22 protein-coding genes are annotated in these 25,812 nt (G+C 71.0%); 9 read left to right on the forward strand and 13 right to left on the reverse strand.

The window, feature by feature from the left end:
• Positions 1-2 precede the first annotated feature (2 nt).
• The 3 genes from K0817_RS03035 to K0817_RS03045 are packed head-to-tail and all read right to left on the reverse strand — an operon-like array spanning position 3 to position 4,139.
• The gene (locus K0817_RS03035) at positions 3-2,606 is read right to left on the reverse strand and encodes an alpha-mannosidase (protein WP_253735142.1); all 2,604 of its coding nucleotides are present in this window, start codon (positions 2,604-2,606) and stop codon (positions 3-5) included.
• Positions 2,603-3,181 carry an SIS domain-containing protein gene (locus K0817_RS03040; RefSeq protein WP_219979881.1) on the reverse strand — a complete coding sequence of 193 codons (579 nt, stop codon included), beginning with the start codon at positions 3,179-3,181 and terminating at the stop codon, positions 2,603-2,605. The genes K0817_RS03035 and K0817_RS03040 overlap by 4 nt, the downstream gene beginning before the upstream one ends.
• Complete coding sequence (locus tag K0817_RS03045; RefSeq protein ID WP_219979882.1) at positions 3,174-4,139, reverse strand: ROK family protein; 966 nt, start codon at positions 4,137-4,139, stop codon at positions 3,174-3,176. Before K0817_RS03045 ends, K0817_RS03040 begins: the two co-directional genes overlap by 8 nt.
• A 180-nt stretch (positions 4,140-4,319) precedes the next feature.
• Between K0817_RS03045 and K0817_RS03050 the strand changes: the two genes are divergently transcribed.
• On the forward strand, positions 4,320-5,768 hold the full coding sequence (locus K0817_RS03050) for a sulfatase-like hydrolase/transferase (protein ID WP_219979883.1): 1,449 nt from the start codon (positions 4,320-4,322) through the stop codon (positions 5,766-5,768).
• A 118-nt stretch (positions 5,769-5,886) separates the two neighbouring features.
• On the opposite strand, the gene K0817_RS03055 is transcribed toward K0817_RS03050, so the two are convergent.
• From K0817_RS03055 to K0817_RS03065, 3 genes are read right to left on the reverse strand one after another with little or no spacing between them, the layout of a single operon-like run.
• Entirely contained in the window at positions 5,887-6,921 is a 1,035-nt protein-coding gene (locus K0817_RS03055; protein WP_219979884.1) for a LacI family DNA-binding transcriptional regulator, read from the reverse strand.
• A 5-nt stretch (positions 6,922-6,926) separates the two neighbouring features.
• Positions 6,927-8,777 (reverse strand): MBL fold metallo-hydrolase, encoded by a 1,851-nt coding sequence (locus tag K0817_RS03060; protein WP_219979885.1) that lies wholly within the window; start codon positions 8,775-8,777, stop codon positions 6,927-6,929.
• On the reverse strand, positions 8,774-10,558 hold the full coding sequence (locus K0817_RS03065) for a hypothetical protein (protein WP_219979886.1): 1,785 nt from the start codon (positions 10,556-10,558) through the stop codon (positions 8,774-8,776). The genes K0817_RS03060 and K0817_RS03065 overlap by 4 nt, the downstream gene beginning before the upstream one ends.
• A 29-nt stretch (positions 10,559-10,587) precedes the next feature.
• Between K0817_RS03065 and K0817_RS03070 the strand changes: the two genes are divergently transcribed.
• Positions 10,588-12,162 (forward strand): protein O-GlcNAcase, encoded by a 1,575-nt coding sequence (locus tag K0817_RS03070; protein ID WP_219979887.1) that lies wholly within the window; start codon positions 10,588-10,590, stop codon positions 12,160-12,162.
• 38 nt (positions 12,163-12,200) lie between these two features.
• On the opposite strand, the gene K0817_RS03075 is transcribed toward K0817_RS03070, so the two are convergent.
• On the reverse strand, positions 12,201-13,490 hold the full coding sequence (locus K0817_RS03075) for a cytochrome P450 (RefSeq protein WP_219979888.1): 1,290 nt from the start codon (positions 13,488-13,490) through the stop codon (positions 12,201-12,203).
• Positions 13,491-13,792: 302 nt separating this feature from the next.
• Here K0817_RS03075 and K0817_RS03080 point away from each other — a divergent pair, with 302 nt between their 5' ends.
• The 3 genes from K0817_RS03080 (at position 13,793) to K0817_RS03090 (ending at position 15,887) form a co-directional block, all read left to right on the forward strand.
• Positions 13,793-14,584, forward strand: a complete 792-nt coding sequence (locus K0817_RS03080) for an inositol monophosphatase family protein (protein ID WP_253735143.1) — start codon at positions 13,793-13,795, stop codon at positions 14,582-14,584.
• Positions 14,585-14,606: 22 nt separating this feature from the next.
• Positions 14,607-15,029: a VOC family protein gene (locus K0817_RS03085; protein WP_253735144.1), complete on the forward strand. Its 423-nt coding sequence runs from the start codon at positions 14,607-14,609 to the stop codon at positions 15,027-15,029.
• A gap of 192 nt (positions 15,030-15,221) precedes the next feature.
• The gene (locus K0817_RS03090) at positions 15,222-15,887 is read left to right on the forward strand and encodes a class I SAM-dependent methyltransferase (RefSeq protein WP_219979889.1); all 666 of its coding nucleotides are present in this window, start codon (positions 15,222-15,224) and stop codon (positions 15,885-15,887) included.
• Here the strand turns inward: K0817_RS03090 and K0817_RS03095 are convergent.
• The 4 genes from K0817_RS03095 to K0817_RS03110 are packed head-to-tail and all read right to left on the reverse strand — an operon-like array spanning position 15,850 to position 20,226.
• The gene (locus tag K0817_RS03095) at positions 15,850-17,304 is read right to left on the reverse strand and encodes an alpha-amylase family glycosyl hydrolase (RefSeq protein ID WP_253735145.1); all 1,455 of its coding nucleotides are present in this window, start codon (positions 17,302-17,304) and stop codon (positions 15,850-15,852) included. The two genes, K0817_RS03090 and K0817_RS03095, sit on opposite strands and share 38 nt — an antisense overlap.
• Positions 17,301-17,957 carry an aspartate/glutamate racemase family protein gene (locus K0817_RS03100; protein ID WP_374209517.1) on the reverse strand — a complete coding sequence of 219 codons (657 nt, stop codon included), beginning with the start codon at positions 17,955-17,957 and terminating at the stop codon, positions 17,301-17,303. Before K0817_RS03100 ends, K0817_RS03095 begins: the two co-directional genes overlap by 4 nt.
• Positions 17,958-17,959: 2 nt before the next feature.
• Positions 17,960-18,823: a hypothetical protein gene (locus K0817_RS03105; protein ID WP_219979891.1), complete on the reverse strand. Its 864-nt coding sequence runs from the start codon at positions 18,821-18,823 to the stop codon at positions 17,960-17,962.
• The gene (locus tag K0817_RS03110) at positions 18,820-20,226 is read right to left on the reverse strand and encodes an FGGY family carbohydrate kinase (RefSeq protein WP_219979892.1); all 1,407 of its coding nucleotides are present in this window, start codon (positions 20,224-20,226) and stop codon (positions 18,820-18,822) included. The genes K0817_RS03105 and K0817_RS03110 overlap by 4 nt, the downstream gene beginning before the upstream one ends.
• 74 nt (positions 20,227-20,300) lie before the next feature.
• Here K0817_RS03110 and K0817_RS03115 point away from each other — a divergent pair, with 74 nt between their 5' ends.
• From K0817_RS03115 to K0817_RS03130, 4 genes are all read left to right on the forward strand, one after another.
• Positions 20,301-21,053: a DeoR/GlpR family DNA-binding transcription regulator gene (locus tag K0817_RS03115; RefSeq protein WP_219979893.1), complete on the forward strand. Its 753-nt coding sequence runs from the start codon at positions 20,301-20,303 to the stop codon at positions 21,051-21,053.
• The gene (gene otnK, locus K0817_RS03120) at positions 21,050-22,321 is read left to right on the forward strand and encodes a 3-oxo-tetronate kinase (protein WP_253735146.1); all 1,272 of its coding nucleotides are present in this window, start codon (positions 21,050-21,052) and stop codon (positions 22,319-22,321) included. The genes K0817_RS03115 and otnK overlap by 4 nt, the downstream gene beginning before the upstream one ends.
• Positions 22,318-22,917 (forward strand): class II aldolase/adducin family protein, encoded by a 600-nt coding sequence (locus tag K0817_RS03125; RefSeq protein WP_219979894.1) that lies wholly within the window; start codon positions 22,318-22,320, stop codon positions 22,915-22,917. The genes otnK and K0817_RS03125 overlap by 4 nt, the downstream gene beginning before the upstream one ends.
• Before the next feature lie 91 nt (positions 22,918-23,008).
• Entirely contained in the window at positions 23,009-23,557 is a 549-nt protein-coding gene (locus K0817_RS03130) for a GNAT family N-acetyltransferase (protein ID WP_219979895.1), read from the forward strand.
• 39 nt (positions 23,558-23,596) lie between these two features.
• Here the strand turns inward: K0817_RS03130 and K0817_RS03135 are convergent, their stop codons facing one another.
• Positions 23,597-23,977 carry a hypothetical protein gene (locus tag K0817_RS03135; protein ID WP_253735147.1) on the reverse strand — a complete coding sequence of 127 codons (381 nt, stop codon included), beginning with the start codon at positions 23,975-23,977 and terminating at the stop codon, positions 23,597-23,599.
• A gap of 475 nt (positions 23,978-24,452) precedes the next feature.
• A partial coding sequence (locus K0817_RS03140; RefSeq protein ID WP_374209516.1) for a DUF222 domain-containing protein occupies positions 24,453-25,812 on the reverse strand: 1,360 nt, incomplete at its 5' end.

Below are 25,812 nucleotides of genomic sequence, written 5' to 3' on the forward strand. Positions count from 1 at the left end.
GCTCACGCGGGCTGCTCTCCGAGCGGCCATTCGAGCAGATCGACCTCGACGATGTCGCCGTCGGGCTCGAGCGGCACGCGGAACGTGCGGACCTGGTGCGGCCGGAAGTCGGCGTCGATCGCGCGACCTGCCAGCGGCACGTCGATGTGCGCCGTCGCCGGCTCGCCGCGCGTCTCGACCGCGCGCACGATGAGGTCGGCCGGGCCGATGGCCGGCACGTCATCGCTGCCCTTGACCGCCGTCACCATGACCGCGCCCGCGCCGTCGTCGGCGAAGCTGCGCCGCGGCGGCAGGTCGCCGTCGTGGAACGACTCGAGCTGTGCGCGCACCGGCGCGCCGAGCACCGCGGCGCGACGCGTCGGCTGCGCGGTGCGCCAGTCGCCGGCGTGGGGGACCAGCTCGAGGCTGAAGCGCTGGATGCCCTGATCCTGGAACGAGTACACGCCCTCGGGGTCGAGCAGGCGCGGATCGTGCCACGAGTACACGGGGCTGCGCACCGCGGTGATGCCGATGCTGGGAGTCTCGCCGCCCGCCGAGCCTGCGGGCGAGACATCCCAGCCGTGCTTGGTGGTGGCGATGACCGTGAGCCCGGCGGCGGCGCCGTCTACGGTGCCGGTGAGATCCACCCAGGACTGCGCCGGCTCTTCGGCGCCGTCGACCGGGCGCTGGATCGTGCCGTACGGGATCTCGTAGGTCGCCGAGGGATCCTCGAGGCCGACGGGGAAGCGGAGCTTGAGCAGGTGCGCCTTCTCGCGCCAGTCGATGGTCACGTCGACCCGCACCGCCGCGGCGTCATGCGCGAGGAGGTACTCTTCGACGAGCGTGCTGGCGCCCCACGACTTCTCCACCCGCACGCGGGAGCGCAGCGGGCCGGTCTCGCGCACGACGATGCGATCGAGGGTCATCGCGGCGCCGGGCCATGCGTAAGAGATGACGCGGTGTCCCCACGTGTCGGTCGGGTCGTCGCACACCGCGGTGCGCGGCTGCCCCCGCGTGCCGGCGAGCGGATCCACGCCGCTGGCCTTGTCGAGCAGCGACACCACGTCGCCGGTCTGCGGGTCGAGCTCGAGCCGCACGTGGGCGTTCTCGATGACGGTGCCGTCCCGGGCCACCGAAAGCCCGGTGTCGGCGGGCAGGGCCGGGCCCGGCAGCATCCGGTACAGCGCGTATCCCAGTGCGGGCACGTCGGCGCGGAACGTCACGGCTCCGCGGCTCAGGTCGCCGGTGGTCGCGGTGGACTGGGTGGCCTGCGAGAGGACGGGCTGCCCCTCGTGGTCGACGATGCGCACGCCGTTGCGCTGCGCGCCATACTGCATGTCGACGTCGACCGACACCGGCCACGGGTGCGGGTTGAAGACGACGACCGGCTGCGTGGCCTCATCCATGGGAATGTCGATGCGGCGGGCGATGCGGTTGTGTGCGCGCGTGATGATGCGCTTGGAGATCGCCACCGCCTCGCCGAGCTGGTCGCGCGCGTCGTCGTACGACGGCTCGATCGCGGAGCCGGGCAGGATGTCGTGGAACTGGTTGAAGAGGATCTGCTTCCACGCCCGCTCGAGGTCGTCGCGCGGGTACTCGCTCCCAGTGAGGGCGACATCGATCATGGCCCACCGCTCCGCGGAAAGTGCGGCGTACTGCGCGCGCCGCTGCCATGCCTTGATGCCCGAGTGCGACGAGTAACACCCCGGCGCGTGGTGCTGCAGGTCGTCGCGGCGCACCGTCAGCGCGTCGAGGAACCCCTCTCCACGCGAGAGCATCTCGTCGAAGTACGCGCGCGGAGACGACATCGTCATCCTTCCGAAGCTTCCCATGCGGTCATAGCGATGGATCGACTCGATGTTCGCCTTCGTCGGCCCGCCGCCGTGGTTGCCGACGCCGTAGAACACCATCATCTCGCCCAGTGCCCGGTCGAGCTGGCCGAGCGACTTCTCGGTCTGCCCCGAGACGTCGCCGGGAGGGCTGCCGTATTCGAAGGGGATGCGGTAGGCGAGCACACGCGATCCGTCGGCGGATTCCCAATTGAACAGGGTGTCGTCGAGGTCGCCCTCGTGCGGGCCGGGGCGCAGGAAGCAGTACGAGTCCATGCGCTGCCCCTGCAGGATCTGGGGCAGCGAGGCGGTGTGTCCGAACGGGTCGACGTTCATGCCGACCGTCGCGATCCTGCCGAAGCGGGACTGCAGGTAGCGCTGCCCGTACAGGCCCTGCCGTGCGAACGACTCGCCCATCGGCATGTTGCAGTCGGGCTCGACCCACCAGCCGCCGACGTTGACCCATCGGCCTTCGGCGACGCGCTCCTGGATGCGCGCGAACATCTCGGGATCCTGCTCCTCGACCCATGACAGCAGCACGATCTGGTCGCACGTGAACACGAAGTCGGCGTACTCGTCCATGCGGTCCAGGGCGCTGGCGAACGTGGCCCGAGCCTCTTGGTACCCCTCCTGCCACGGCCAGAGCCACACCGGGTCGAGGTGGGCGTTGCCGATCATGTGGAGTGTGCGGTCGGGTGTCGCGGTGGGTCGCGGAGCGGGAGCCATATCGCGGGGCTGCTTCCCCGACGGGGCGTTCGCGATCGGGGCGCTGTTGTTCACGCGGGCTCGGTCGGTCATGCCGGCTCCTCTCCCGCTGCCCAGGCATCCAGGATCTCCGACAGCGCGTGCAGAAGGAAGGTGTGCAGTTCCTGGATGCGGGGGGTCTCGCTCGACGGCGCGAGGAAGGCGTGATCGGCCAGTGCGAGCGACGGTCCGCCGTCGCCGCCCGCGAACAGCAGCGTCGTCGCACCGTTGGCGCGCGCGGCCGACAGCGCGTTGACGACGTTCGCCGAGCGCCCGCTGGTCGTGAATGCCGCGACCACGTCGCCCGGCTTCGCCAGCGCCTCGACCTGACGCGAGAACACCTCCTCGAAGGCGTAGTCGTTCGCGATGCATGTCGAGACCGTGGCGTCGGTCGTGAGGGTGACCGCGGGCAGCGGGCGCCGGTCGCGCTTGTAGTGGCCGATCACCTCGCCGGTGAAGTGCTGCGCGTCGGCAGCGCTGCCGCCGTTGCCGAGGGTGTACAGGGTGCCGCCGCGCGCGAAGGCGTCGATCAGGGCGGTCCCGACGGCGCGGACGTCGTCCAGGAGCGGCTTGGCCTGCTGCGCGGTGTGGATGTGCGCGTCGAGCTGATCTTCGAGCCAGTCAGACACGGGCGGCCTCCACGAGGTCGAGGGCGAGTGCGCCGGCGCCGACGACGCACACGGCGTCGCCCAGTCCGGCGAGGGTGACGAGGGCGCGAGCGGCGGCGGGCGGCATTGCGGTGTCGCGCACGGTGTCGCGCACCGGGTCGAGCAGGATCGAGCCCGAGCGCGTGACGCCGCCGCCGAGCACGACGACGTGGGGCTCGAAGAGGTTGACGAGGTCGGTGACGGCCTGGCCGAGCAGGTCGGTCGTCTCGTTCCAGACCTCGGCGGCGACGGGATCCCCCGCGGCGGCCGCGGCCGAGACGTGCTCGGCACGCACCAGCGGGACTTCGCGCAGCGCCGACGGGCGGTCGCTCGTGGCAAGCAGCTCGTGGGCGCGCACGGCGATGTTCGTGCCCGAGGCATAGGCCTCGAGGCATCCGTTCCGGCCGCATTCGCACCGTCGGCCGCCGGGTCGCACCATCAGGTGGCCGAACTCGCCGCCGTTGCCGGCCGCCCCGCGGTGCAGCCGCCCGTCGATGATCGAGCCGCCGCCCACGCCGGTCGAGAGGGTCAGGTAGAGCGCGATCTCGGCGCCACGGGCCGCGCCGAAGCGGTGTTCGCCGAGCACGGCGGCCGTCGCGTCGTTCTCGACGACGGCCGGCACGCCGAACACCTCCGAGGCCATCGAGACGATGGGTACGTTGATCCATCCCGGCAGATGCAGGGGACTGGTGAGGATGCCGGCGGTGGCGTCGAGCGGACCGCCGCAGCTGATTCCCACGGCGTGCGGTGCGCCGATTCCGGCGGCGGCGATGCTGCGGGCTCCCATGTCGAAGAGGTGGCCGATGACGGCCTCGGGGCCGCGGTGCTTGTCGGTGGGCTCGGAGAGGAACCCGTGCGTGCGCCCGTCGGGTGTGACCATCGCGACAGCGAGCTTCGTCCCGCCGATGTCGAGCGCGAGCACGGGGTGCTTCGTTGCCATGGGTTCCTCCGGCCTGCGCGGCGTCGTTCTCTCACACGTTGTGGTCACGATCACGATGTGATCAGCCAAGTGATCACATATGTGACCACACGGTGTGACCACGATGTGACATCGTTCCCACATAGTATCAACACCGACGCGTGCCACGCCACTGCCGACGACCGATCGAAGGAGCAGACCATGCCGACCCCCGCCGGATGCCCCGACGTGCTGGTGATCCAGTGCGACTCGCTTCCCCCAGATCTCGTGGGCACGTACGGCGATCCGAACGGCGCGACGCCGCACATCGACGCGCTCGCAGGCCGGGGCGTGCGGTTCGATGCGTCGTGCAACGCCCCGCTGTGCACCCCGTCGCGCGCGTCGATGATGACCGGGCGGCTGGCGAGCCGGCTGGACTGCTTCGACAATGCCGGCGAGTTCTCGGCGGAGCATCCCACCATCGCCCACGCGTTCGGCGCGCTCGGGTATCGCACCGCGATCGTCGGCAAGATGCACTTCATCGGGCACGATCAGCATCACGGCTTCGATGAGCGTCTCGCGCTCGACACCGACTACAGCAAGGGCCATGACCCTCGCCTGTACGCGCTCGCGTACGACTGGAACACGCCGAGCGGCGGCAACCCGAACAGCCCGCAGATGATGGGCGAGTCCTATCTCGCGGCCGAGTCAGCGGCGGTCTACCGCGAGCGGTTCCGGCGTGAGCTGCATGACGAGCGCGACGACCGCATCCACGACGAGGCGCTCGCGTACCTCTCACGCCAGCATGACGCACCGTTCCTCGCGGTCGTCTCGTATCACGCTCCGCACAACCCGTTCTGGGCGGCCGATGAGCTCGTCGCGCGCTTCGACGGGGCGATGCCGAGGCTCAGCCCTGAGATCGTGCCGCCGGCGGGCGTGATGGACCGCTGGCTCGACGACTTCCACTACGTGCCCGAGGTGCAGGACCGCCTGATGCAGCCCGGCAACCTGCGCTGGATGTACGCGACCGTGTACGCGATGCTCCACGAGCTCGACCGTCGCGTCGGCGCTCTGCTGGCGGCGCTTCCGCGACCCGAGAACACGGTGGTGGTGTTCGTCAGCGATCACGGCGACATGCTGGCAGACCGCGGGATGCTGCAGAAGCGCACCCTCTACGAGCGCTCGGTGCGGGTTCCGCTCATCGTGAGCGGGCCCGGGATCGCCCGCGGGACGAGTCCCGCCACCCCGGTGAGTCTCGTCGACCTCTTGCCCACGCTCGCGTCGTTCGTGGGTGCTCCGCTTCCGGTCGACCTCGACGGCGTGGATCTGGCACCGGCGCTGGCCGGAGGTGATGCGCCGCGGCATCCGGTCGTCGCGGAGTATCACGGCGAGGGCGTGCACGCCCCGTGCTTCCTGCTGCGGCACGGCTCGCTCAAGTACGTGCTCGTGCACGGACACCAGGAGCACCTCTACGACCTGGGCGCCGACCCGGGGGAGCGGCACGATCTGGCCGGCGCGCGCGAGCACGCCGAGACCCTGACCCGCCTCCGAGCGCAGCTGCTGGCGATGGTCGATCCCGCGGATGTCGAGCGGCGCGCTCGCGCATCGCAGCGCCGGCGCGCGTTCCTCCACCGCGCGTTCGTGCGTCGCACCGCCGCGCTCGCCCCTTAACGCCCCGCCCCCGCCCCCGCGGCGCACCGCCGTCCCCCTTCCGGTTCGTTCGCCACATATGTACGTGAAACGGGCGATTCGGCGTACATATGTGGCGAACGAACACCGGGCGGGGGGCTCAGCGCGCGGGAGGCGGCGCGATCGACCCGCGGTCGACGAACTGCGTCGGCATCACGATCGTGCGCACCGGCGCCTGCGGGGCGTCGATGCGCTCGAGAAGCGCGCGCATCGCGGTCGCGCCGAGGGCTCCGGCATCCTGCCTCCTCGTCGACACCCCCGGCTGCACCATGGTCATCCACGGCGCATCGTCGAAGCCGGCCAGGCTCACGTCCTCGGGAATGCGGAGGCCGAGAGCGGATGCCGCCCGCCACGTGCCCTCGGTCAGCACGTTGTTGGCGGCGAACACCGCCGTGGGCCGGTCGGGGCGGGAGAGGATGCCCTGCGCCGCGGCCATCGCCTCTTCGGCGTCCCAGCCGGCCTGCACGATGAGCGACTCGTCGACGCGGACCTTACGCGCGGCCAGCGCGTCGAGGTAGCCGCGCTGGCGCTCCTCGCCGGTCGTCCACTCGGTCTCGTCGATGAGCAGTGCGATGCGCTCGTGCCCCGCGGCGAGCAGGCGCGTCGTGGTGTCGCGCGCGGCGGCACGGTTGTCGACGACGACCGCGTCGGTGTCTTCGGCGTCGAAGCGGCGGTCCACCTCGATGAGCGGTACGCCCACGCGGGTGAGGAATGCGCTGAGCTCGCGCGACACGGGTGTCGCGATGACACCCGACACGCGCGACCCGACGAGTGTCTCGGCCGCTTCCAGCTCGTCGGACTCTTCGCCGCGCAGATCGACCATCACCAGTGTGCGTCCGTGTGCGCGCGCCTCCTCGCCGATGCCTGATGCCAGTTCGGCGTAGAACACGTTGCGCAGGTCCGACACGAGCACACCGACGGAGCGGCTCGTGCGCTGCTTGAGGCTGCGCGCGGTCACGTCCACGACGTAGCCGATCTCCTTCGCCGCCGCCCGCACGCGGTCGCGCACCTCGGGGGCGGCGTAGCCGTTGCCCGAGAGCGCACGCGACGCCGTCGACCGCGACACCCCCGCCGCGTCGGCGACCTCTCGGATCGTCGGACGGACGACGGGCTCTCGTCGCGGTGTCTCGTTCACGCGGTTCACTCCTCCACGTCGACCAGCGCCTCGGCGTGCTGGCCCAGGCGCAGGTCGCCGATGGCGACGTCGACCGCAAGTCGCTGCCTGCGCCCCGGGGACGCAGGGGTCACGGTCAACTGCACGGTGGACTCCTCGCCGGGTCCGAGCTCGAGCGTCAGCTCGGGGACGGACGAGCGCCAGCCTACCGGCAGGACCGGAGTCAGCCGCGCGAGGGCGGTGGCGGGCAGCGGATTGCTGACACGCACCGTGTAATCCAGAGACTCGCCCACGCGCGCTCGGCGGCGATAGGGCAGCAGGCGTGCGGCCTGTCCGTCTGGACCGATCGACAGGTCGTCGAGCGGCAGCAGGCGCTGATGGATGTCGTCGACGAAGCGGGCGGACCGGGTCAGGTACTCCAGATACTCCTCGTCGACCCAGCGAGGATCCCAGTGTCCGCTCGCCATGAGGCCCGGCCCGATGCGCCGGTACAGCGCCGCGCTCTGCACGTAGTCGCCGAGGCGGAAGAGGTTGCGGTACTGGTAGTTCATGATGTCTCGGCGGCCGTCGCGTCCTCCCAGCCCCTCCTGCTGGTCGCCGGTGAACACCACCGTGACGCCGTCGATCTCGAGCTCGTAGGCCACCGCGTACAGGGTGTGGCCCGGCTGCTCGTGCGCCGTGAAGGTGTACTCGTTCCAGGTGAACGGTTCGCCGAGCGGCAGCACGCGGTCGGCGACGATGGGGTCGTACCACTGGCACGGCAGGTCCTCGAGCCACGGATCAGCCATCGTCGGCGCCACGTTCTCGGGGATCCACAACTCGGTGCCCTCGACGTCGCGCAGCAGCGGCATCCCGGCGATGTGGTCGTCGTGGTAGTGCGTGGGCAGGGCCACCGAGATGCGCGTGACCCCGTACAGCTCGCGCAGCGCGGGCAGCGAAGCGAGCCACGGCCGGCGTGCGGCGCGCTCCTGGCCGAGCACGAGCCCGGTGGTCATGTCATAGCCGTAGTCGATCATGAGTGCCTCGCCCGTCTCGGACAGCACGACGTACGAGCACGACATGGCGGTGCGATTGAGCAGCAGATGGGGTGTCAGCGCGACGAAGGGGTCCTCGAGCCGCGCGCGCAGCTCCCACGGGTACGACCGCCGTGAGTCGACGTACTCCTGCATCACCCGGGCGAGCAGCTCGAGCGCCTGATCGGGGTCGTGCATGATCTCGCCGTGCGACGGCGCGATCATCGACAGCCGGTAGCGGTGCAGCAGCAGCGCGCTGAGCACCGTCATGGCGGGCCCCTCCGTCTGCGTGTAGGACCACTGGGTCGCCGCCAGCGACCACACCTTGCCGGGCGCATAGATGAGGTCGCCGGTGAACGCCAGGCGCTCGCCGTCGCGATCGAGCAGGTACGTCACCGATCCGATGGTGTGCCCCGGCGTCGGCAGTACCAGCAGCCGCACTCCGCCCACCTCAAGCTCGCGGTACTCCGGCACGGTCGCGTGCACCGGCACCGACTCGAGCAGCGAGAACCGGTCCTGGCGCACGTTGTAGTCGTTGTCGAGCTGGCGGCTCTGCCACATCTCCTCGACGCGGTCGAACAGTTCGCGCTCGACCGGCGGCACATGGATCCGGGCGCCGTGCGCGACGGCGCGCGGCAGCCCCTGCCCCTGATCGCGGTGATGGTGGGTCATCAGCACATCGGTGATGCGACGGATGCCGAGATCCTCGAGGTGATCCAGTGCCAGACCCGACCCGAAGTCGATGGCCACGGCATCCCGCTCGCCCGCCGGAGCGTCGGGGTCGACGAGCAGGTACACGTGGCACGTGTCGGAGATCCGCCACACGCCGCGGGCGATCGCCGTCGCCGTCGTCGCCGTCGTCATGCGAGGCTCTCTCGGTACTTCGCCCACGTCCGGCCGATCATCGCGAGGTGCTCGGGATCGATCGATTCGTCGTCGCTCACGCGGTCCAGGTAGTACAGCGCGGGCACCCCCAGCCCCACCTGTGCGTGCGCGTAGTCGAGCCATTCGTCCCGGCTGGGCATGGGCCACTGGTCGGTGTCGACCGGGTGACCCGGCAAGGCCGCGGCGACGATCTCGTATCGAGCTCGCAACTGCGCGGCCACCGAGACGGGCGTCCCGGTGACGTCATGCTCGAGCACGTCGTTGGTGCGGATCATGTCCGACACGTCGCCGAACGACGGGTGCACCGTGTGCGTGATGACGAGCGCGTCGGGCTTGATCCGCTTGGCTGCGGCGTGGATGCGCCCGACCAGTCGGTGCAGCGCCGCGACGCCCCACACGCCGTCGCTTCCGGGCGCAGGCCGGAGCATCGTCCCGCTGGGCGCGCGCTGGGTGAAGTCGACCTTGAACCCGTCGGCGTCCAGCCCCTCGGGCGAGAGCAGTCGCTCGACGATGGCGTCCAGGCGCGCGAGGTAGGCGGGGCTGCCCGGATCGGCCGCGATCGGCCGGCCCGCGGCATCCGTGATGCACTCCTCGAGCGGGAGGCCGGCAGGATCCCACGCCTTCCACCACAGCAGCACTCGTCTGCCGGTGTCGTGCTGGCCGTCGATCCATCCGCGCATGTCGGGCCACGCCTCGGTGTCGGTCTCGGCCGTGCCGTACTGGGCCTGCCAGCGGTCGTCGATCACGATGGTGCCGGGATCGAGGGATGCTGCGGCCAGGGTGTCGAGGAAGCCGTCGTAGATCTCCTGGCGGCAGAGGTCGGGCGCCCAGCCGTTCTTGCCGCCCTGGGCGACCTGCGCACCCCAGCCGCAGAAGATGGGCTCGAGCCACCAAGGGTGGATCTCGGGACCGGCCTGCGGGGCGTGCCCGCTAGCCACGAGGTCGTCGCGATGCGCGCGCAAGGCCTCGGCGGGCGAGTCGACGGGCCGGATGACCACGGTCGGCGAGCGCCACGTGCCGTCGACGGGCGTGTGCCCCTCGTACGCCAAGCGCAGCAGGCCGCCGCCGTCGACGGGGTCGAAGCGCATCGTGGTGAACCGCAGCTCCTCGACCGGGGCGCGCAGCCACGTCGCCAGCCACGGGCCGGCGCCAGGCGAGAACGCATCCGTCGCGGGGTCGCGGCCGAACGCGAGCGCGAGGGGCGGTGGCGAGAAGATGCCGTTCAGGCGTCCGGGGTCGGCGTCGCCGACGACGCCGAGCGACGCCGCCGACCACACCGGACGCACGAAGGCGACCGGCTCGGTCGGGCTGGGCACGTAGAGCGACTGCGCATCGAAGCCGGAGCGGAAGGTGCCGCTGGCGCCGGTGGGCACGACGCCGTCGCCGCCGAGGATGGTGACATCGGTGAGGACGCCGGTGCCGCGGGCCTCGAGCGTCACCTCCACCGAGTCGCGCGTGCAGCGCAGCTCGAGCGCGCGTTCGCGCCACACGGGCGAGGCGGTGCGGATGGTGATGACCACCGCGTCCGCTTCGGTGCGCACGTCGGGCTCGGAAAGGCTCATACTCTCGTCGCGCCCCTGACCGGTGTGCACGCTCGACAGCGCACAGAGGCGCATCCAGCGGGAGCCGTCGGCGGCGGCTAACTCGAGGTAGGGAGAACGCACGAGTCCCGAGGAGCCGGTGCGCCACGACAGCGAATAGCCGGCACCTCGGACCGTCCGTCGGTCATCGTCACTCGTCAGCGAGGGGAACGAGGTCATGCCGACAGTCTATGTGATAACGTTCCCAGGTGCTCGAAGTCGACGCGATTGCGCACCCGATTCCCGATCAGATGCCCTTCATTCCGAGGCCGCAGCGCGGCGAAACTCGTCCAGGGGCGTGGCCGCTGGCCGACCTGGTGGTGAGCGAGACCACGGTGGCGGGGCTTCCCCCCGAGGCCTATCGGCTGGAGGTGTCCGGCGGTCGGGCGGTGGTGGAGGCATCCGACGTGCGCGGTCTTCGGCACGCCAGCGCGACGCTCGAGGAGCTCGCAGATGCGAACGGCGGCCGGGTTCCGGGCATCCGCATCGAAGACGCCCCCGCGCTGCGGTGGCGCGGCATCATCGAGGGCTTCTACGGCGAGCCGTGGTCGCACGACGAGAGGCTCTCGGCCCTGCACTTCGCCGGGCGTGTGAAGCTCAACTCCTACGTCTACGCGCCCAAGGACGACCCGTGGCATCGCGAGCGGTGGCGCGACCTGTATCCGCCCGATGCGCTGGCACGGCTCGTCGAGCTCGCGCGTGAGGGTGCGGCCAACGGCGTGGACGTCGTGGTGGCGCTGCACCCCGCCGGATCGATGGTCTTCGCCGACGACGCCGAGCACGAGCTGCTCGCGGCCAAGGCGACGCAGCTGCTGGATGCCGGCATCCCGTCGATCGCCCTGCTCTTCGACGACGTGCCGATGACGCCGACCAACGACCTCGATCGCGAGCGATTCGGCGACGACGGAGCCGGGATCGGCACCGCGCACGCACTGACCGCGAGCCGGTTCCTGGCCGACGTGCTGCGTCCCCGGCGCGCGGATGCGGAACTGCTCGTCGTGGCGACCGACTACGCGGGGACCCGTGCCTCCGACTACCGCACGGCGTTCGCGGCCGGGCTTCCCGACGACACCTACGTGTGGTGGACGGGCCGCGACATCGTGGTGGGCGAGATCACGCGCGCCGACATCGATGCGGCCGGCGAGGTCTTCGGCGATCGGCTGCTGCTGTGGGACAACTTCCCGGTCAACGACTTCGACCGCGGTCGCGCGTTCCTCGGGCCTCTCCTCGGGCGCACCGGTGACCTCGACGGCTCGGCGCTGCGCGGCGCGTGGACCAACCCGATGGTGGAGTTCGCGCCCGGCTGCTTCGGCATGGCCGCCTTCGCGGACTGGGCCTGGAACCCCGCCGCGTACGACCCGCAACGTGCAGCCCGGGCCGCGCTGCGCATCGTGGCGGGAACGGATGCCGCGGCCCTGGCGCCGCTCGTGCGGACGCTGTCGTCGTGGCCGCCGTCGGCGCCGATGGATCCGGCGCTAGCGGACGCTGTGGATGCAGTTCTCGCCGGCGGGGACAGCTCGGACCTGCGCGCTCGGCTCGAAGAGCTCGTCGCCCTGGGCGAGGTCGACGGCCGGCGCGAGCCGGTGCGTTCGCTGCGGCCGTGGCTCGAGGCGGCGAGCAGCATGGGTGCGGCCGGGCTCGCCGCGCTCAACCTCGCCGAGCGGCGTGGCACTCGCGCGGACGTCGAGGCGGCGCTCACGCGCGCCGAGCAGCACGCGGCGAAGGTCGCGACCGATGTGGTGCCCGCCTTCGTTCGCACCGTGCTGGAGCGCGAGGGCTCCTGACGGTCTGGTGGCCCTGCGGCAAGCGATGGCCGCAGTATTCAGTGGATGGGGCAGCGCGAGGGCGCACCCGTCGCTCGGACGCGGCCGCCCGAGCGGGGCATCGTGGGCAGACGCCGCCGGTTCACCTCGAGACCCGAGTCGAGGATCGTCACGCGCGGGTCGCTCAGCGCCGAGATGGCCGCGGCAAGCCCGGCGATCGCGAGCTTCTCTCCGGGGCAGCGGTGCCCTGTCGCAACGCCGGCTCCGCCGTGCGGGATGAATGCCCGAAGCGCCTCGTAGTCGTCCACGCCGCGGAAGCGCTCCGGATCGAACTCGTCCGGGCGCTCCCACGACCGCCCATCGGTGTCGGTGCCCAGGATGTCGAGGAGCACTCGCCCCCCGGCATCCATCCGCTGCCCGTCCAGTTCGATATCGGCCGTCGCCCATCCGGGCAGCATCGGAACGAAGGGAGCGGTGCGCCGGATCTCTTGCGCGAACATCGTGGCAAGGGCCCCGCCCACCAGCGAATCGCGCTCGGCCGCCTCGGCGGCGATGCGCTCTCGCCACTCGGGGCGGTCGTGAAGCTCCTTCGCGGCGAAGGCCACGAAGCGGGCCACCGCGATCATCGGCCGCATGCTGTTCTGCAGTTCGACCCCGGCCACGCGTGCGGGTAGCAGGGCGCCTTCGCGGTCGCGGTGCCAGGCCCACGCCGCGAGAGCGGTGCCCGCGGGAGCGATGAGCGAGCCTGCGCGCACGGCTTCGATGAGACGTTCGGTGTGCCGGTCCGACCAGATGCGGTTCAGTTGCGCCAGGACGAAGGCCGGCGAATAGGGAGCGCCGAACCCGTCGACGATCTGGGCGAGCCGCGAGGCCCAGCGCGTCTGCGCCGCGCGGGTGCCGGGAAGCCCCGCCCACCTCATGACCGCCCGCCCGAAGGCGCCGACCGCGGCGTCGTACGCCGTCCGGGCGCCGCCCCTGACCCACTCATCGAGCTCGAGCCGCCACTCGTTCTCGAGCAGGGGCGAGAAGCGCTGGGCCTGCGCATCGTCGTAGGCGACATCGACGAACGTCGCTTTGCGATGACGGTGTTCGTCGCCGTCGAGACTGTGCACCGAGCCATGGCCGAACAGCGTCTCTTGCACGAGAGCCGGCATGGCGCCGTGGCGGGCGATGAGCTCTTCGTCGTAGAAGAGATCGACGCCCTCGACACCGCGCACCAGCATGGCGTCCTTGCCCAGCAATCGCATGGGGGCAGAGCGTGCGCCGTCGCGAGCGCGTCGCCAGATTCGCGCGCCGACGTCGTAGCCGTGGGCGAGGAGCGAGAGGGAGTCATCGACGAGGACGCGCATGACGCCAATGTCTCAGGCGGCAGCGCTGGGCTCCAGGGGGTGCGGTTCCGCGATCCTGTGTGCTAGGCCGCCGCGACCATGTCGGTTTCTCCGCGACCATGTCGGTTTCTCCGCGACCATGTCGGTTTCTCCGCGACCATGTCGACATGCTCGGCGTGAAACCAACATGCTCGGCGCAAAACGCACATGCTCGGCGTCGTGCCTCCGCCATCGGTACACGAGGGCCCTCTCTGCGAAGATCGATCTGGGCACGGTCGTAACGGTGGCGGGTTCGGCCCATCGAACGAAGGATCCAGTTCGCGGTGGTCGATCTCGGTGTGTCTGATGTGGAGGTCGCCGTGCGGGCGGCCCTGGCTGGAGCGGCGGTCGTGCGCTCGCGATTCGGCGCCGAGACGCGCCGCATCGCGAAGCAAGGCCTCGACTTCGCGACGGATGTCGACATCGAGGCGGAACGCGCCATCCGTGATGTGCTGGCAGAGTCGCGCCCCGACGACGGCGTGGTCGGTGAGGAACTCGGCGCGGTGGGCCTGTCGTCCCGGCGATGGCTGGTCGATCCCCTCTGCGGGACTCTCAACTTCGCGGCGGGCGTGCCGCTGTTCGGGGTCAATGTCGCGCTCGAGGAGGACGGGCTCGCCACGACGGCTGCAGTCGCGGACCCGGCCGCCGGAGACGTCTTCTGGACCGACGGTGCGGGAGCATGGCGCCGCAGCGTTGACAAGCCCGCCGACCGGCCGCTGGTGCCGAGTCCGTCGTCCCGCCTGGTGAGCATCGACCTCGATGCCTCCTACCCGGCTGATATCGGCATCCGACTGCTGTCGCACGAACCGTTTCGGGCAGAGTTCGGCCCCCGCTGCCTGTCGACCACGCTGGCGCTCGCGTGGGTCGCGACGGGACAGCAGGCCGGCTACATCACCGGCGGGGACCTTCGCGGGAGCGTGCACTGGACCGCCGGGATCGCGCTGTGCCGTGCCGCCGGGGTGCGCGTCACCAACCTCGCCGGCGACGAGCTGCATACCGGTGAGCACGGCTTGATCGCCGCCGCGGATGCCGAGACTCACGCGTCGCTGCTGTCCGCGATGAACTCACTCCGCTGACACGGGATGCGGGAGGATCACGATGCACGACGAAGATGGACGGATGCACCGCTTCGGAGCCATCCATCATGTCGAGCTGCAGACGGCCGACCTTGCGCGCGCGATCCCGCACTGGGACTGGCTGCTCGGCGAACTCGGGTATCTCCCTTACCAGGAGTGGGAAGGTGGCCGGAGCTGGCGCAACGGCGAGGCGTACATCGTGATCGCACGGGCCCCGCGCCCCGGCTCGCATGATCGTCGGGGCCCGGGACTGAGCCATCTCGCCTTCCACGCGGGCTCCGAGGCGGATGTCGATCGGCTCTGGGCTGCAGCGACCGGGCACGGATGGACACAGCTATACACCGACAGGCATCCGTGGGCGGGCGGCGACGAGCACTACGCCGCTTTCCTCGAGAATGCCGACCGCTTCAAGGTCGAGCTGGTCGCTTCCCCACCCCTTCCCTGACGCCTCCTTCCCGCGCCGACCATGTGGGTTTCGCCGCGACCATGTCGACATGGTCGGCGTGAAACCGGCATGGTCGGTGTGAAACCGGCATGGTCGGTGTGAAACCGGCATGCTCGGCGTGAAACCGGCATGCTCGGCGTGAAACCGACATGCTCGGCGGGGGCGGGGCAGGGCGGCGGTAGCATCCGAGGGGTGACGGACGCGACGCGAGTGGGGTACGACGTTGTGGCGGCGAGCTATGCCGAGCTGCTGCCCGACACCCGGTACGAGGCACCGGTCGATCTCGCGATGGTGCGGCACTTCGTCGATGCCATGCCGGACCGCCCCGCCTCCGTGCTCGAGGCCGGCTGCGGCACGGGCCGCATGATCACGTTCCTCACACAGCTCGACGGCGCCCTCGACATCACCGGCAGCGATCTGTCACCAGGGATGCTCGCGCAGGCGCGGTCGCGTCATCCGGATCTCGACTTGGTCGTGGCCGGCCACGCGGCTCTGCCCTTCGACGACGACCGATTCGACGGGGTGCTCGCGTGGTACTCGGTCATCCACACGCCGCCGCACGAGCTGGGCGCCGTGTTCGACGAGTTCGCCCGTGTTCTTCGTCCGGGCGGCGTGCTCCTGCTCGGGTATCAGGCGGGCACCGGCGATCGCCGGCTCGACAGGCCGTACGGCCACGACGTCGAGCTGACCGCATACCTGCACCACACGCCCTACGTGTGCGACGCGCTCCGTGCTCACGGATTCGGCATCGACACGGTGCTCGACCGTGCGGCCCGTCCGGCCGAGAAGCACGCCCAGGGCTTCGTGCTCGCCCGGTCCGTCACGCCAGCAGATCCACCGGCATCCCGTCGAGCGTGATCTCGAAGTCGGGGTCGTCGACCCGCGCTCGCAACACCGCGACGTGGCCACCGCCCTGCCAGCGCAGCACGAGCGACGCGTCGTCGGGTGCGTCCCACGAGAAGGAACCGCCGAAGACGGGATGCCGCCGCAGTCGTGCGAGCGCCAGTTGGCCTCGCGTCACGTCGGTGTCGAGCGCCCGCAGCACCTCGTCGCGTGTGCAGTGGTGCCGATTGACGTCGCGTCCCTGACCCGTGCGTGCGAATAGCTCGGTGTCGTCGGCGCCGCCGAGCAGCCCGACGTAATAGAACTGCGGTTCGCCGGGCAGGAAGGTCTGCAGGGCGCGGGCCAGCAGCATCCGTCGTGTGTCGCGTCCGAGGGTGCTGAAGAAGGTCGCGTTGATCTGGTGGGGCAGGGTCATCCATGCGGGGATCACCGACGCGACCGAAGAGTGCCCGCCGGTGGCGTCGTGCGCGGCGCGGAACACCGCCGCCATGTCGTCGTGCGACAGCAGCCCGGGTCGGTCGCCCGAAGGGCCCGCGTCGATCACGCCGATGCCGTCGTGCGTGTCGAGCACCGTCACGGCATTCGAGGGACGGATGCCGAGCCACGACGCGATGCGATCGGTTCGGCCGGTCGCCAGCCCGTGCAGGAGCAGCGGCGGGAACGCGAAGTCGTACACGAGGTCGACCAGCGGGGCGATCGCCTGCTGCTGCGAGTGGTGCGCGTGCACCTCCACGAGCACTCGCATGCCACGCGCACGGATCAGTTCCGCGACCTGCGCCACAAAATCGAGGGTCAGCGGCGTCATGAACGAGTCGGTGCCGGGCGTCTTCACCGCGTAACCGACGGCGTCGAGTCGCACCGTACCGACGCTCCCGGCGGCGAGCGTGTCGGCGAGGCGCTCGAGGTAGCCGATGCCGGCCGCGTGGGTGATGTCGATGTCGACCTGCGAGGGCATGAACGTAGTCCACACCAGGCGACGGCGTCCGTCGGAGCCGCGATAGGGCGTGAACGGCAGGCCGGGCCGGGGCCGGTAGAAGGCCGTGATGTCGGCCTCGGACGCGCCGTCCGGGAAGACGCGGTCGAACGTGAGGAACATGCCGTCGTGCGGCGAGGCGTCGCCGCGTGCGAGCCAGTCCTCGAACTCCGCCGAGCGGTTCGAGACGTGGTTGACGATGAGGTCAGCGGTCACCTCGCGCGCACCGGCGAGACGGCGGATGTCGCTCCATGAGCCGAGTCGCGGGTCGACGGCGGTGTGGTCGATCGGGTCGAAGCCGGTGTCGTCGCCATCGAACGGCGTGAAGAACGGCAGCACGTGCACGCCGTCGAATGCCGCGAGCTCGTCGTCGAGCAGCCGACCGAGCCCGGGAAGGTCGCCGGCGAGCCGGTCCGCGTACGTGAGCAGCGAGACTCCGCTCATGAGGGGCCCGGTCACGACGTGAGGCTCTCGACGAAGGCGTCGGCTCCCGACTCGGGCGACGTGAGCACGCGCGGGTCGCCGCCGGCACCGGTCGCCATCGACGCCTGTGCGAGCACGATCACATCGACGTCGCCGGCCGCCGCGATGGCGTCGGCGATCAGCCGGTCGTGGGTCGCGAGGTCGCCGGCGGCGCGCGCATCGGCCGCATCGGTCACGACCTGGGACGTCACCTCGACGGCGGTGTCTTTGACGGCGGGCTCCGCCGCCGCTGCGGACTGCACGAGCCGACTGGTCGGTCCGAGCGTCGCCGCGAGTGTCGCGAGCACCAGGATCCGACCGGAGCCCGCCTTCGCCCGCGCGACGGCCTCGCCGGCCATGGCCTGGTCGACGCGCACGAGCGGCACGCCGACGGCGGCCGCAGCATCCGTCGCCGCCTCGCCGATCGACGAGCACGTCACGAGCACCGCACGCGCTCCGGCGTCGCGCAGGGCGGTGAGATGTCCCCGGATGCCGGCCTCGACGTCGTCGGTGATGCCCGACGCGATCGCACGCGCCAGCAGCGAGCCGTCGGCGACGTGGACGATGTCGAGGTCGCCGCGGCGTTCGGTGAGCAGCCCCTGGAACACCGGCACCAGGGCTGGAACGGTGTGCAGCACGCCGACACGCATGGTCACGCCTCGTGCCACGGCCGTGCCGTCTCGTCGACGATGTCGCCGAGGGCCGTGAGCCGGTCGATCGAGCGGGCACGCAGTTCGCCGCGCACGTCGGAGGTGCCGACGACGTCGCTCCACAGGGCGCGTCCGGCGAGGAAGCCGCTGGCGCCTTCGAGGCACGCGGCGCGTACGGCGTCGGCGAACCGGTCCCGCTCGACCCCCTGCGACAGCACCACCCACGGTCCGGTCATGCATCGGTTGAGCTCGGCGCTCGCGGCCCGCTGCTGCGCCTCGTCGCCGGCTCCGGCCAGGGGCACTTGGGACTTGTACAGATCGGGATGCAGTGCCGCGAGCTCGCGCGCGGCTTCGCGGATCGCGGCGTCCGGATCGAAGTCCGCCTCGCCCGGCGCCGCGCGCACGACCGGCTCGAGCACCGAAAGCACCCCGTTCGCCCGGGCCGTCTCGATGAAGCGCGACGCCAGCTCGACGCGCGCCTCGCGGCGCTCGTCGCGGCGCCAGATGAGCAGCAGCTTGAGGCCGGTGACCTGCTCCGGGATGTCGGACAGAGCGGCCTCGTCGAGGTCGGTGTCTTCGACGGGGCCGCCGTCGGCCTGGTCGAGCGCGTCGACGGCGAGGATCAGGCCGGCGGACTCGGGCAGCGCCGCGCGCACCTGGTCGAAGCCGAACTGGTGGTCGGCGAGGAACCCGGAGGCATACGGGCCGAGCGTCTCGGCGACGGCGACCTTGAAGTCGATGAGCACGTCATCGGCGGGCCGGCCGCGACCGGCGACGTCGAACATGTGGCGCAGGCTCTCGCGCTGGTCCATCGCGACCATGGCGAATGCGCCGGACGGGCGGGCGATGGCGTCGAGGGTGGTCATCGTTCTCCTTCGGTGAGGGCGGCGTCGAGAAACCGTCGGTAGGCGTCGTCGAGCCCGGGAGCGGTCGCGGGTGCGACGTCGGTGCGCTCGAGGGTGAGATCGGGGGATGCCGCGCCCACCCGCACGGCGGCCAGCAGCGCGGCGCCGGCGGCGACGGGTTCGCCGGTCGTGGTGCGGTGGGCCGGGATACCGGCCGTCCCGGTGAGCGGAGCCCACGGCGGGATGCGATCGGCGAGCGACCCGAGCAAGGTGAGGTCGGTGGACGGAGAGCCGGCGTGCGCGTCGATCGTCTCGCGCATCCAGCGGGCGTGGAGCACGAGGCCCTGCAGCACGGCCCGGGCCCGGCCAGCGGGATCGGTCTCTTCGCCGCGGATAGCCACGCGTGCGTCGGGGTCGGGTCGGGGACACTGCCGGCCCGAGGGGTAGGGCAGGACCGTCATCCTGCTCGTCGCCCAGGATTCGGGGTCGAGTGCACCCAGCCGGCTGAGCAGGCGATCGGCGGGATGCTTCGCCTCCCACCACTCGAGCATCGCCCCGCACGCACGGCTGCCGCCCACCAGCGTCCGCGCCGAACCGTCGACCGTGCGCCCGACCGAGAAGCCGTCGGCGACCGCAGCGGGGGTGGCCGCGGCATCCGTCACTCGCACGATCGCCTCGGCCGTGCCGAGCGAATCGGCCACTGCGCCGGGCGCGCGCACACCGCTGGCCCATGCCCCGACGGCGTGGTCGTGTCCGGCGATGAAGACGGGCACGCCGGCGGGCAACCCGAACGCGAGGGCGTCGGCCGTGGTCGGTGCGACGGCTTCGCCCGGCGCCCGCACATCGGGGAGTGCGGCGAGGGCGATGCCCGTGGACGCCAGCACCGCGGCATCCCACCCATCACCGTCGGCGCCGGCCATCATCGTGCGCGCCGCGAGGGTGTGGTCGGTCGCCCGCACGCCCGTGAGCGCGTGCGCGACGAGGTCGGCCACGCCGGCCCAGTGGCGTGTCGCACCGAACAGACCGGGGTGCTCGGCGCGCAGGGCACGCAGAGCGATGGCGGCGGGCTTGGTGGTCGCCGGCACTCCGGTCAGAGAGGGGAGGCCCGGATGCTGCGCGAGCAGGTCGTCGAGATGCTGCTGGTCGACGTGCCGATCCCAGCGCAGCAGCGGTGTGAGCGGGCTTCCGTCCGCGCCGAGGACGGCGCCGCTCTCGGCCATCGAAGCGATGCCGACGGCGGCGATCGCTTGCCGCGCATCGGCCAGGCACTCGCGGGCGACGGCGGCGCAGGCGGCGATGAGCTCGGCGGCGTCGGCGGGCGTCGGTGTGCGGGCGACGCGCACGACCGAGACCTCAGCGGCCACGGCGACGAGGGCGGCCTTCGTCGTCGTGCTGCCGATGTCCAGACCCAGGACGAGCGTCACGCGTCCAGTTTGTGACATTTCAAACACATTTGGCAAATGTTGTTCGATAATCGTCAGGACGGAAGGATGGGGGCATGCGATACACGGCAGCGCCGGAACGGCGTGCAGAGCTGGAACGGCTCGTGTCGACGGACGGGTACCTCGCGTCGGCCGCCGCCGCCCAGCGTCTCGGGGTGTCGGAGATGACCGTCCGCCGTGATCTGCGCCTGCTCGAGGAACAGGGTGTACTGCGGCGCGTGGCCGGGGGTGCCACGATCGCTTCGGCGGGCATCCCGTTCGAGAGCCGCGGTGCGGTCGGCGCCGCCCAGAAGCAGGCGATCGCCGAACTGGCCGCGCGTGAGGCTGCCGGCGCCGAGGTCGTGGCGCTCGACGCGGGCACGACGGTCGCCGCCGCAGCATCCCTCCTGCGCTCCGCAACGATCGTGACGCATTCGCTTCCCGTGATCGAGGCGCTCTCGCGGGAGCCGGAGCCGAGGCTCATCGCCGCCGGCGGCCATTACCAACCCGACACGCGCAGCTTCGCGGGGCCGCTCGCGGAAGAGACGCTGCGTGCGGTGCGGTGCGACGTCGCGCTGCTGTCGGCGACCGCGGTGGGGCTCGATGGGCTGTGGGGCACGAACGTGCTGGATGCCGCGATCAAGCGCGTCTTGGCGCGGCAGTCCGAGCGGGTGCTGCTGCTCGCCGACGCGAGCAAGCTCGACCAGGGCTCGGTCGTGCGCATCGCCGGGCTCGACATCGTCGACACCCTCATCACCGACGACCGGGCAGACGCTGGGGTGATCGCGAGCTTCGAGTCCGCCGGCGTCGAGGTGCGAGTCGCCCGATGAGCATCGTGCTCGGCGTGATCGCCGATGACATCACGGGTGCGTGCGACGTCGCTGCCGGCGTGACCGCGGCGGGGCTGAGCGCGGAGGTGCGGCTCGGCGTGCCCGATCCGGGCCGGTCGCCGTCGAGCGACTGCGTCATCGTGGCGCTGAAGTCCCGCACTGCGCCGGTCGCATCGGCGGTGGCCGAGAGCGTCGCGGTGGCGCGCGTGCTGCGTGAGTGGGGCGCGGGGCGCATCTTCCAGAAGTACTGCTCCACGTTCGACTCGACCGACGACGGCAACATCGGCCCGGTCGCCGACGCTCTCGTCGACGAGCTCGGGGTGTGGGGCTCGGTGGGCACGCCGGCGACTCCGGCGGTCGGGCGCACGATGCACCGCGGGCATCTGTTCGTGGGCGATCGGCTGTTGTCGGAGTCCTCTCTCGCGCACCATCCCCTGACGCCGATGCGCGATGCCGACCTCGTGCGGGTGCTCGGGCGTCAGACTCCGCATCGCGTCGGTTTCGTGCCGATCGAGCAGGCCAGGGCGGGAGCGGATGCCGTGGCCTCCGGCATCCGGGATCTCCGCGATGAGGGCGTGCGGCATGTGCTGCTCGACGCGGTGGAGGACCGGGATCTGGATGCCGCGGCCGCAGCGGTCGCACACGCGGATGGCGTGCTGCTCGGTGGAGCCGCCGGTCTTGCCGTGGCTCTCGCGCGGCGGCTCGGTGCGGGTGCGACGCCGGTCGTGGCGGCGCCGCCTGCAGGCCGGGCGCTGGTGCTGTCGGGGAGCGGCTCGGAGCGCACGCGCGGGCAGGTGGCGGCGTTCGCGGGCCCGAGGTTCGACCTCGATACTGACGCGCTCGCGGGTGACTTCGACGCCGTCGTCGCGGAGGCTCTCGCGTTCGTTCGGTCGTGCGACACGGTGCCACTCGTATCGGCGACGGCGGAGCCTGCGACCGTCGCTCATGCTCAGGAGCGTTGGGGGCGCGAGCGGGCGGCTGCTCTTGTCGAGGACGCGCTCGCGACGATCGCCGTCGCGGCTGTCGACGAGCTGGGCGTGCGTCGCATCCTCGTCGCGGGCGGCGAGACGTCGGGCGCGGTCGCCGCGGGTCTCGGCGTGGATGTGTTGCGTGTGCGCCGCGTGGCTGCGCCGGGCGTCGCGTGGACGACGGCGACAGACGAGGCCGGTCGTGCGCTCGACCTGTGCTTCAAGTCGGGGAACTTCGGGGGCACGGACTTCTTCACGGAAGCCTTCGAGGAGACCGGAGCCTTCGAGGAGGATGCATGAGCGCGCAGCTGCTGGTGGATGCCTGCCGGGCGGTCGCGGCGGCGGGCCTGTCGCCGGGGAGCTCTGGCAATGCGAGCGTGCGTGCGGGCGACCGCATCCTGATCACGCCCACGGGGTCGTCGCTGCGGCGCGTCGAGCCCGGCGACATCGCCGAGCTGACGATCGACGGCGCGCATGTGACGGGTCCGGCGCCGACCAAGGAGTGGGCGCTTCACGTCGCCGCCTACCGAGCGAGACCCGATGCCGGTGCCGTCATTCACTTGCACTCGCGCGCCGCGACGGCGGTGTCGTGCCTCGCGTGCCCGCCCGGCGCCGACCCGCTGCCCACGTATACCCCGTACCGGATCCGCACGCTGGGCCGCGTTCGGCTGGTCGACTACGCGCCACCCGGATCGGATAACCTCGCTCGCGGAGTGGGGGAGGCGGCGGTGGACGCCCACGTCATGCTGCTCGCCAGTCACGGCAGCGTCGTGTGTGCGCCCGATCTCGTGCGCGCGGTGGACCTGTGTGAAGAGCTCGAGGCGGCGGCAGGGCTCGCGCTGACGCTGCACGGCCGCGACGCGAGACTGCTCGACCCCGAGACTGCCTGGCGCTGACTTGGCTGCCCGCGCGAGATCGCGCAGATCATCACGTGCCGTACCAGGCCATGGTGAGATGTGGGAGACGACTCATGGCGGAGGTGTGCGTATGGACTGGGATGAGGTCCGCACAGAGCGCCTGCTGCTGCGTCGGCCGACGAGTGGCGATCTGGATGCCGCCTTCGAGGTGCACTCGGCACCCGAGACCAACCGCTTCAACCCCGACGGTCCCGACGCAGACCGAGACGCGAGCGCGCGGCGCTTGGCGGAATGGATCGCGCATTGGGAGCGGCACGGATTCGGATATTGGGCGATCGAGGCGGTCGACAGCGCTGACGTGATCGGCTTCTCGGGCCTGAGGCATGGCACGTGGTCGAGCGTCGCCATTCTCAACCTGTACTACAGGTTCTCGGCGGCGAGCTGGGGGCACGGCTATGCCCGAGAGGCGGCCGGAACAGCCGTGCGGATGGCGCAAGAGCGGTTCCCGGGGCTGCCTGTGGTGGCGAGGACGACGGTGGACAACATCCCGTCTCAGCGCACCGCGGCATCCATCGGACTGAAGCGTCGCCCCGACCTGGATCGGTTCGTGGATGGGGTGCACGAAGTGATTCTTGTCAGCAGCTGGCCTGCGCCGCCGCCACCGGGCGGTCGTTCGTGACCACCTGAACGCGGACCGGCCCGCGGCACGGCGTGCCGGCTACTCGCTGTCGAGGAAGACGCCGAGCCGATCGCCGTCGAGGACGAACTGCAATGCTCGGCCCGACGGGAAGCGATCACGCAGCTCGCTCGGGGTGTTGCTGTCGAAGCCGACCTCTACAGACGCGGGGAACGCGCCGATCGCGCAGCCCGAGTACACCGGGCCGTTGAAGCTCCACGAGGACGGATCGAACTCCTCCGCGGACGGCACCTGCTCCGTCGCCATGACGGTGAGGCACGGCCCAGCCCCGACGCCGGATCCGTAACTGCCGAACCCGCCCGCACTCTCGAAAAGCGTCAGCCCGTGGAACTCGAACACCGAGGAACTCGGGCCGGCACCGGCGAAGCCGGAGGGAACCTCGGCCGTCGACGTCGTCTCCAATGTGGCGATCTGGGGAGCCCCCGCCGAAGCAGGGACAGGCGAAATCCACACGAGGCCGAACATGACGCTCGCGGCCAGCGCAGCCGATCCCACTATCGACGCTGCCCACAACAGCTTCCATCGAATCGGCAGACGCGCGGTTGACGCTTGGGCGACCGTTTCGCTCTCTGGCGTCTCGGATGGCTCCGGGGCGGGTTCGATGCGCGGCTGAGGGGGCGCGGCATCAGTCTCTGCCCCGGCGGGCGGTTCATCTGGCTCGACGATCTCCGGCACCGCCGCCGGCTCGATATCGGCGGAAGGCGCGGAGTCCGGGCCGGCATGCAGACCTTCGAGTTCGTGGAGGCGCTGGACCGCTACAGGATCCTGCTCGATGTCAGCTGCGGGGCCGTACGCGCGAGCACGGAGTCGGCCAAGTTCCTCTCGAGCGGCGCTATCCATCCCCGGCATCGTCTCACGCCGGCATGCCGCCGCGCACTCAGAAGGGTGCGTGGTGGGTGGTGTGGTCGCGGGGTGTGGTGAAGACCGGGATCTTGCGTTCGGGTTGCACGATGTACCGCCGCCCGGCGGGTGAGAGCCATTGGATGGCGCCGCCGCTGCCGGGGATTTGGGTGACGGTCCAGTCGGTGTTGTCTTTGACGATGTGGTGGCCTTTGCACAGGGGTGTCAGGTTGCGCAGGTCGGTGTCGCCCCCGTCGGTCCACCGGATGGTGTGGTCGACCTCGCACCTGCTGGCGGGGAGGGTGCAGCCGGGTCCCATGCACCGGTCGGCGCGCCATTTCACCAGTTTCCGGAGTGCGGCGGGGGGTTCGTACCGGTCGCGGCCGACGGAGAGGACCATCCCGGTCTCGGGGTGGGTGAGCACCCGCATCCATCTCCCGTCCCCACCGCACAACTCCCGCGCCCGGGGCAACGGGATGGGGCCGATGCCTTCCACCACCGGCGGATCACAACTCTCCGCCACCTCATCCTCCAGCAGGGCCAGCGCGGGGACGGTGACGACCACGGTGGCACGGATCCCGTGCGCCGCGGCGGGGATGGTGTCGGTGGTGCCGTCGATGAGCAGGTCACAGACCACATCGGCGCGCACCTGATCCAACGCGCGAGTGTCCTCAGCGTCGCGGTCGTGCTGGTCGCGGTCGTTCCGGCGGCCGGTGATGGTCTTGGCGATCGCGGTCACCCGACCGTGGATGGCCTGCACCTCCACCAGCGGCGCATACACGCACAGGGTGCCCATCCCGTCCCGCCCGGGCTCGACCCAGACCCGCCGCTCCCGCACCGCGTCCCGATGCCGCTCCTCCAAAGTGCGGGCTTGCACCGTGTCGATCAAAGTGCGCAGCGCCCGCCGGAACGATCCCACCGGCTCCGCCTCCGCCAACCCCACCGCCTTCTCAACGACCTGGCCGCGTAGCTCCGTCGGGACCTCGTCGATGAGATCGACGAACACCTCGGCATGCTTCTCCGTGATCCGCCCCGCCGACAACGACGCCAACACCCCCGGATACCGGCCCGTCAACGCCTCCGCGAGCACCAGGAGCCTGCCGGCGGTGTACTCGGTGACCCGCATCGCCGCCGCCAACTCCAACCGGATCGACCGCTCCACGATCTCCAACACCCCGACACCACGCCCCACCGCCTCAGCGAGCATTTCCCGCCGCATCGCATCGATCCGCACCAAGCGTTCCGCGGCGAACACCGACATCATCGTCGCCGTCTCCGTCACCAGATCCACCGCATCCGGCACCGGCATCCACTCCGCAGCATCCGGAACACCCTCCCAACCCCACAGGTCCGAAGGATCGATCTCGGAAGCATCCGCCATACCCCAACAGTAGTAA

The sequence above is a fragment of the Microbacterium sp. HD4P20 genome (genome assembly GCF_019449275.2).
In the GTDB taxonomy this organism is placed as follows: Bacteria; Actinomycetota; Actinomycetes; order Actinomycetales; family Microbacteriaceae; genus Microbacterium.

What these genes read in the sequence shown, in the direction of transcription:
- K0817_RS03035 (WP_253735142.1), bottom strand. Translation starts at nt 2,606, where the DNA reads ATGACCGACCGAGCCCGCGTGAACAACAGCGCCCCGATCGCGAACGCC.
- K0817_RS03045 (WP_219979882.1), bottom strand. Translation starts at nt 4,139, where the DNA reads ATGGCAACGAAGCACCCCGTGCTCGCGCTCGACATCGGCGGGACGAAG.
- K0817_RS03050 (WP_219979883.1), top strand. Translation starts at nt 4,320, where the DNA reads ATGCCGACCCCCGCCGGATGCCCCGACGTGCTGGTGATCCAGTGCGAC.
- K0817_RS03060 (WP_219979885.1), bottom strand. Translation starts at nt 8,777, where the DNA reads ATGACGACGGCGACGACGGCGACGGCGATCGCCCGCGGCGTGTGGCGG.
- K0817_RS03065 (WP_219979886.1), bottom strand. Translation starts at nt 10,558, where the DNA reads ATGACCTCGTTCCCCTCGCTGACGAGTGACGATGACCGACGGACGGTC.
- K0817_RS03075 (WP_219979888.1), bottom strand. Translation starts at nt 13,490, where the DNA reads ATGCGCGTCCTCGTCGATGACTCCCTCTCGCTCCTCGCCCACGGCTAC.
- K0817_RS03085 (WP_253735144.1), top strand. Translation starts at nt 14,607, where the DNA reads ATGCACGACGAAGATGGACGGATGCACCGCTTCGGAGCCATCCATCAT.
- K0817_RS03100 (WP_374209517.1), bottom strand. Translation starts at nt 17,957, where the DNA reads ATGCGTGTCGGCGTGCTGCACACCGTTCCAGCCCTGGTGCCGGTGTTC.
- K0817_RS03105 (WP_219979891.1), bottom strand. Translation starts at nt 18,823, where the DNA reads ATGACCACCCTCGACGCCATCGCCCGCCCGTCCGGCGCATTCGCCATG.
- K0817_RS03115 (WP_219979893.1), top strand. Translation starts at nt 20,301, where the DNA reads ATGCGATACACGGCAGCGCCGGAACGGCGTGCAGAGCTGGAACGGCTC.
- otnK (WP_253735146.1), top strand. Translation starts at nt 21,050, where the DNA reads ATGAGCATCGTGCTCGGCGTGATCGCCGATGACATCACGGGTGCGTGC.
- K0817_RS03125 (WP_219979894.1), top strand. Translation starts at nt 22,318, where the DNA reads ATGAGCGCGCAGCTGCTGGTGGATGCCTGCCGGGCGGTCGCGGCGGCG.
- K0817_RS03130 (WP_219979895.1), top strand. Translation starts at nt 23,009, where the DNA reads ATGGACTGGGATGAGGTCCGCACAGAGCGCCTGCTGCTGCGTCGGCCG.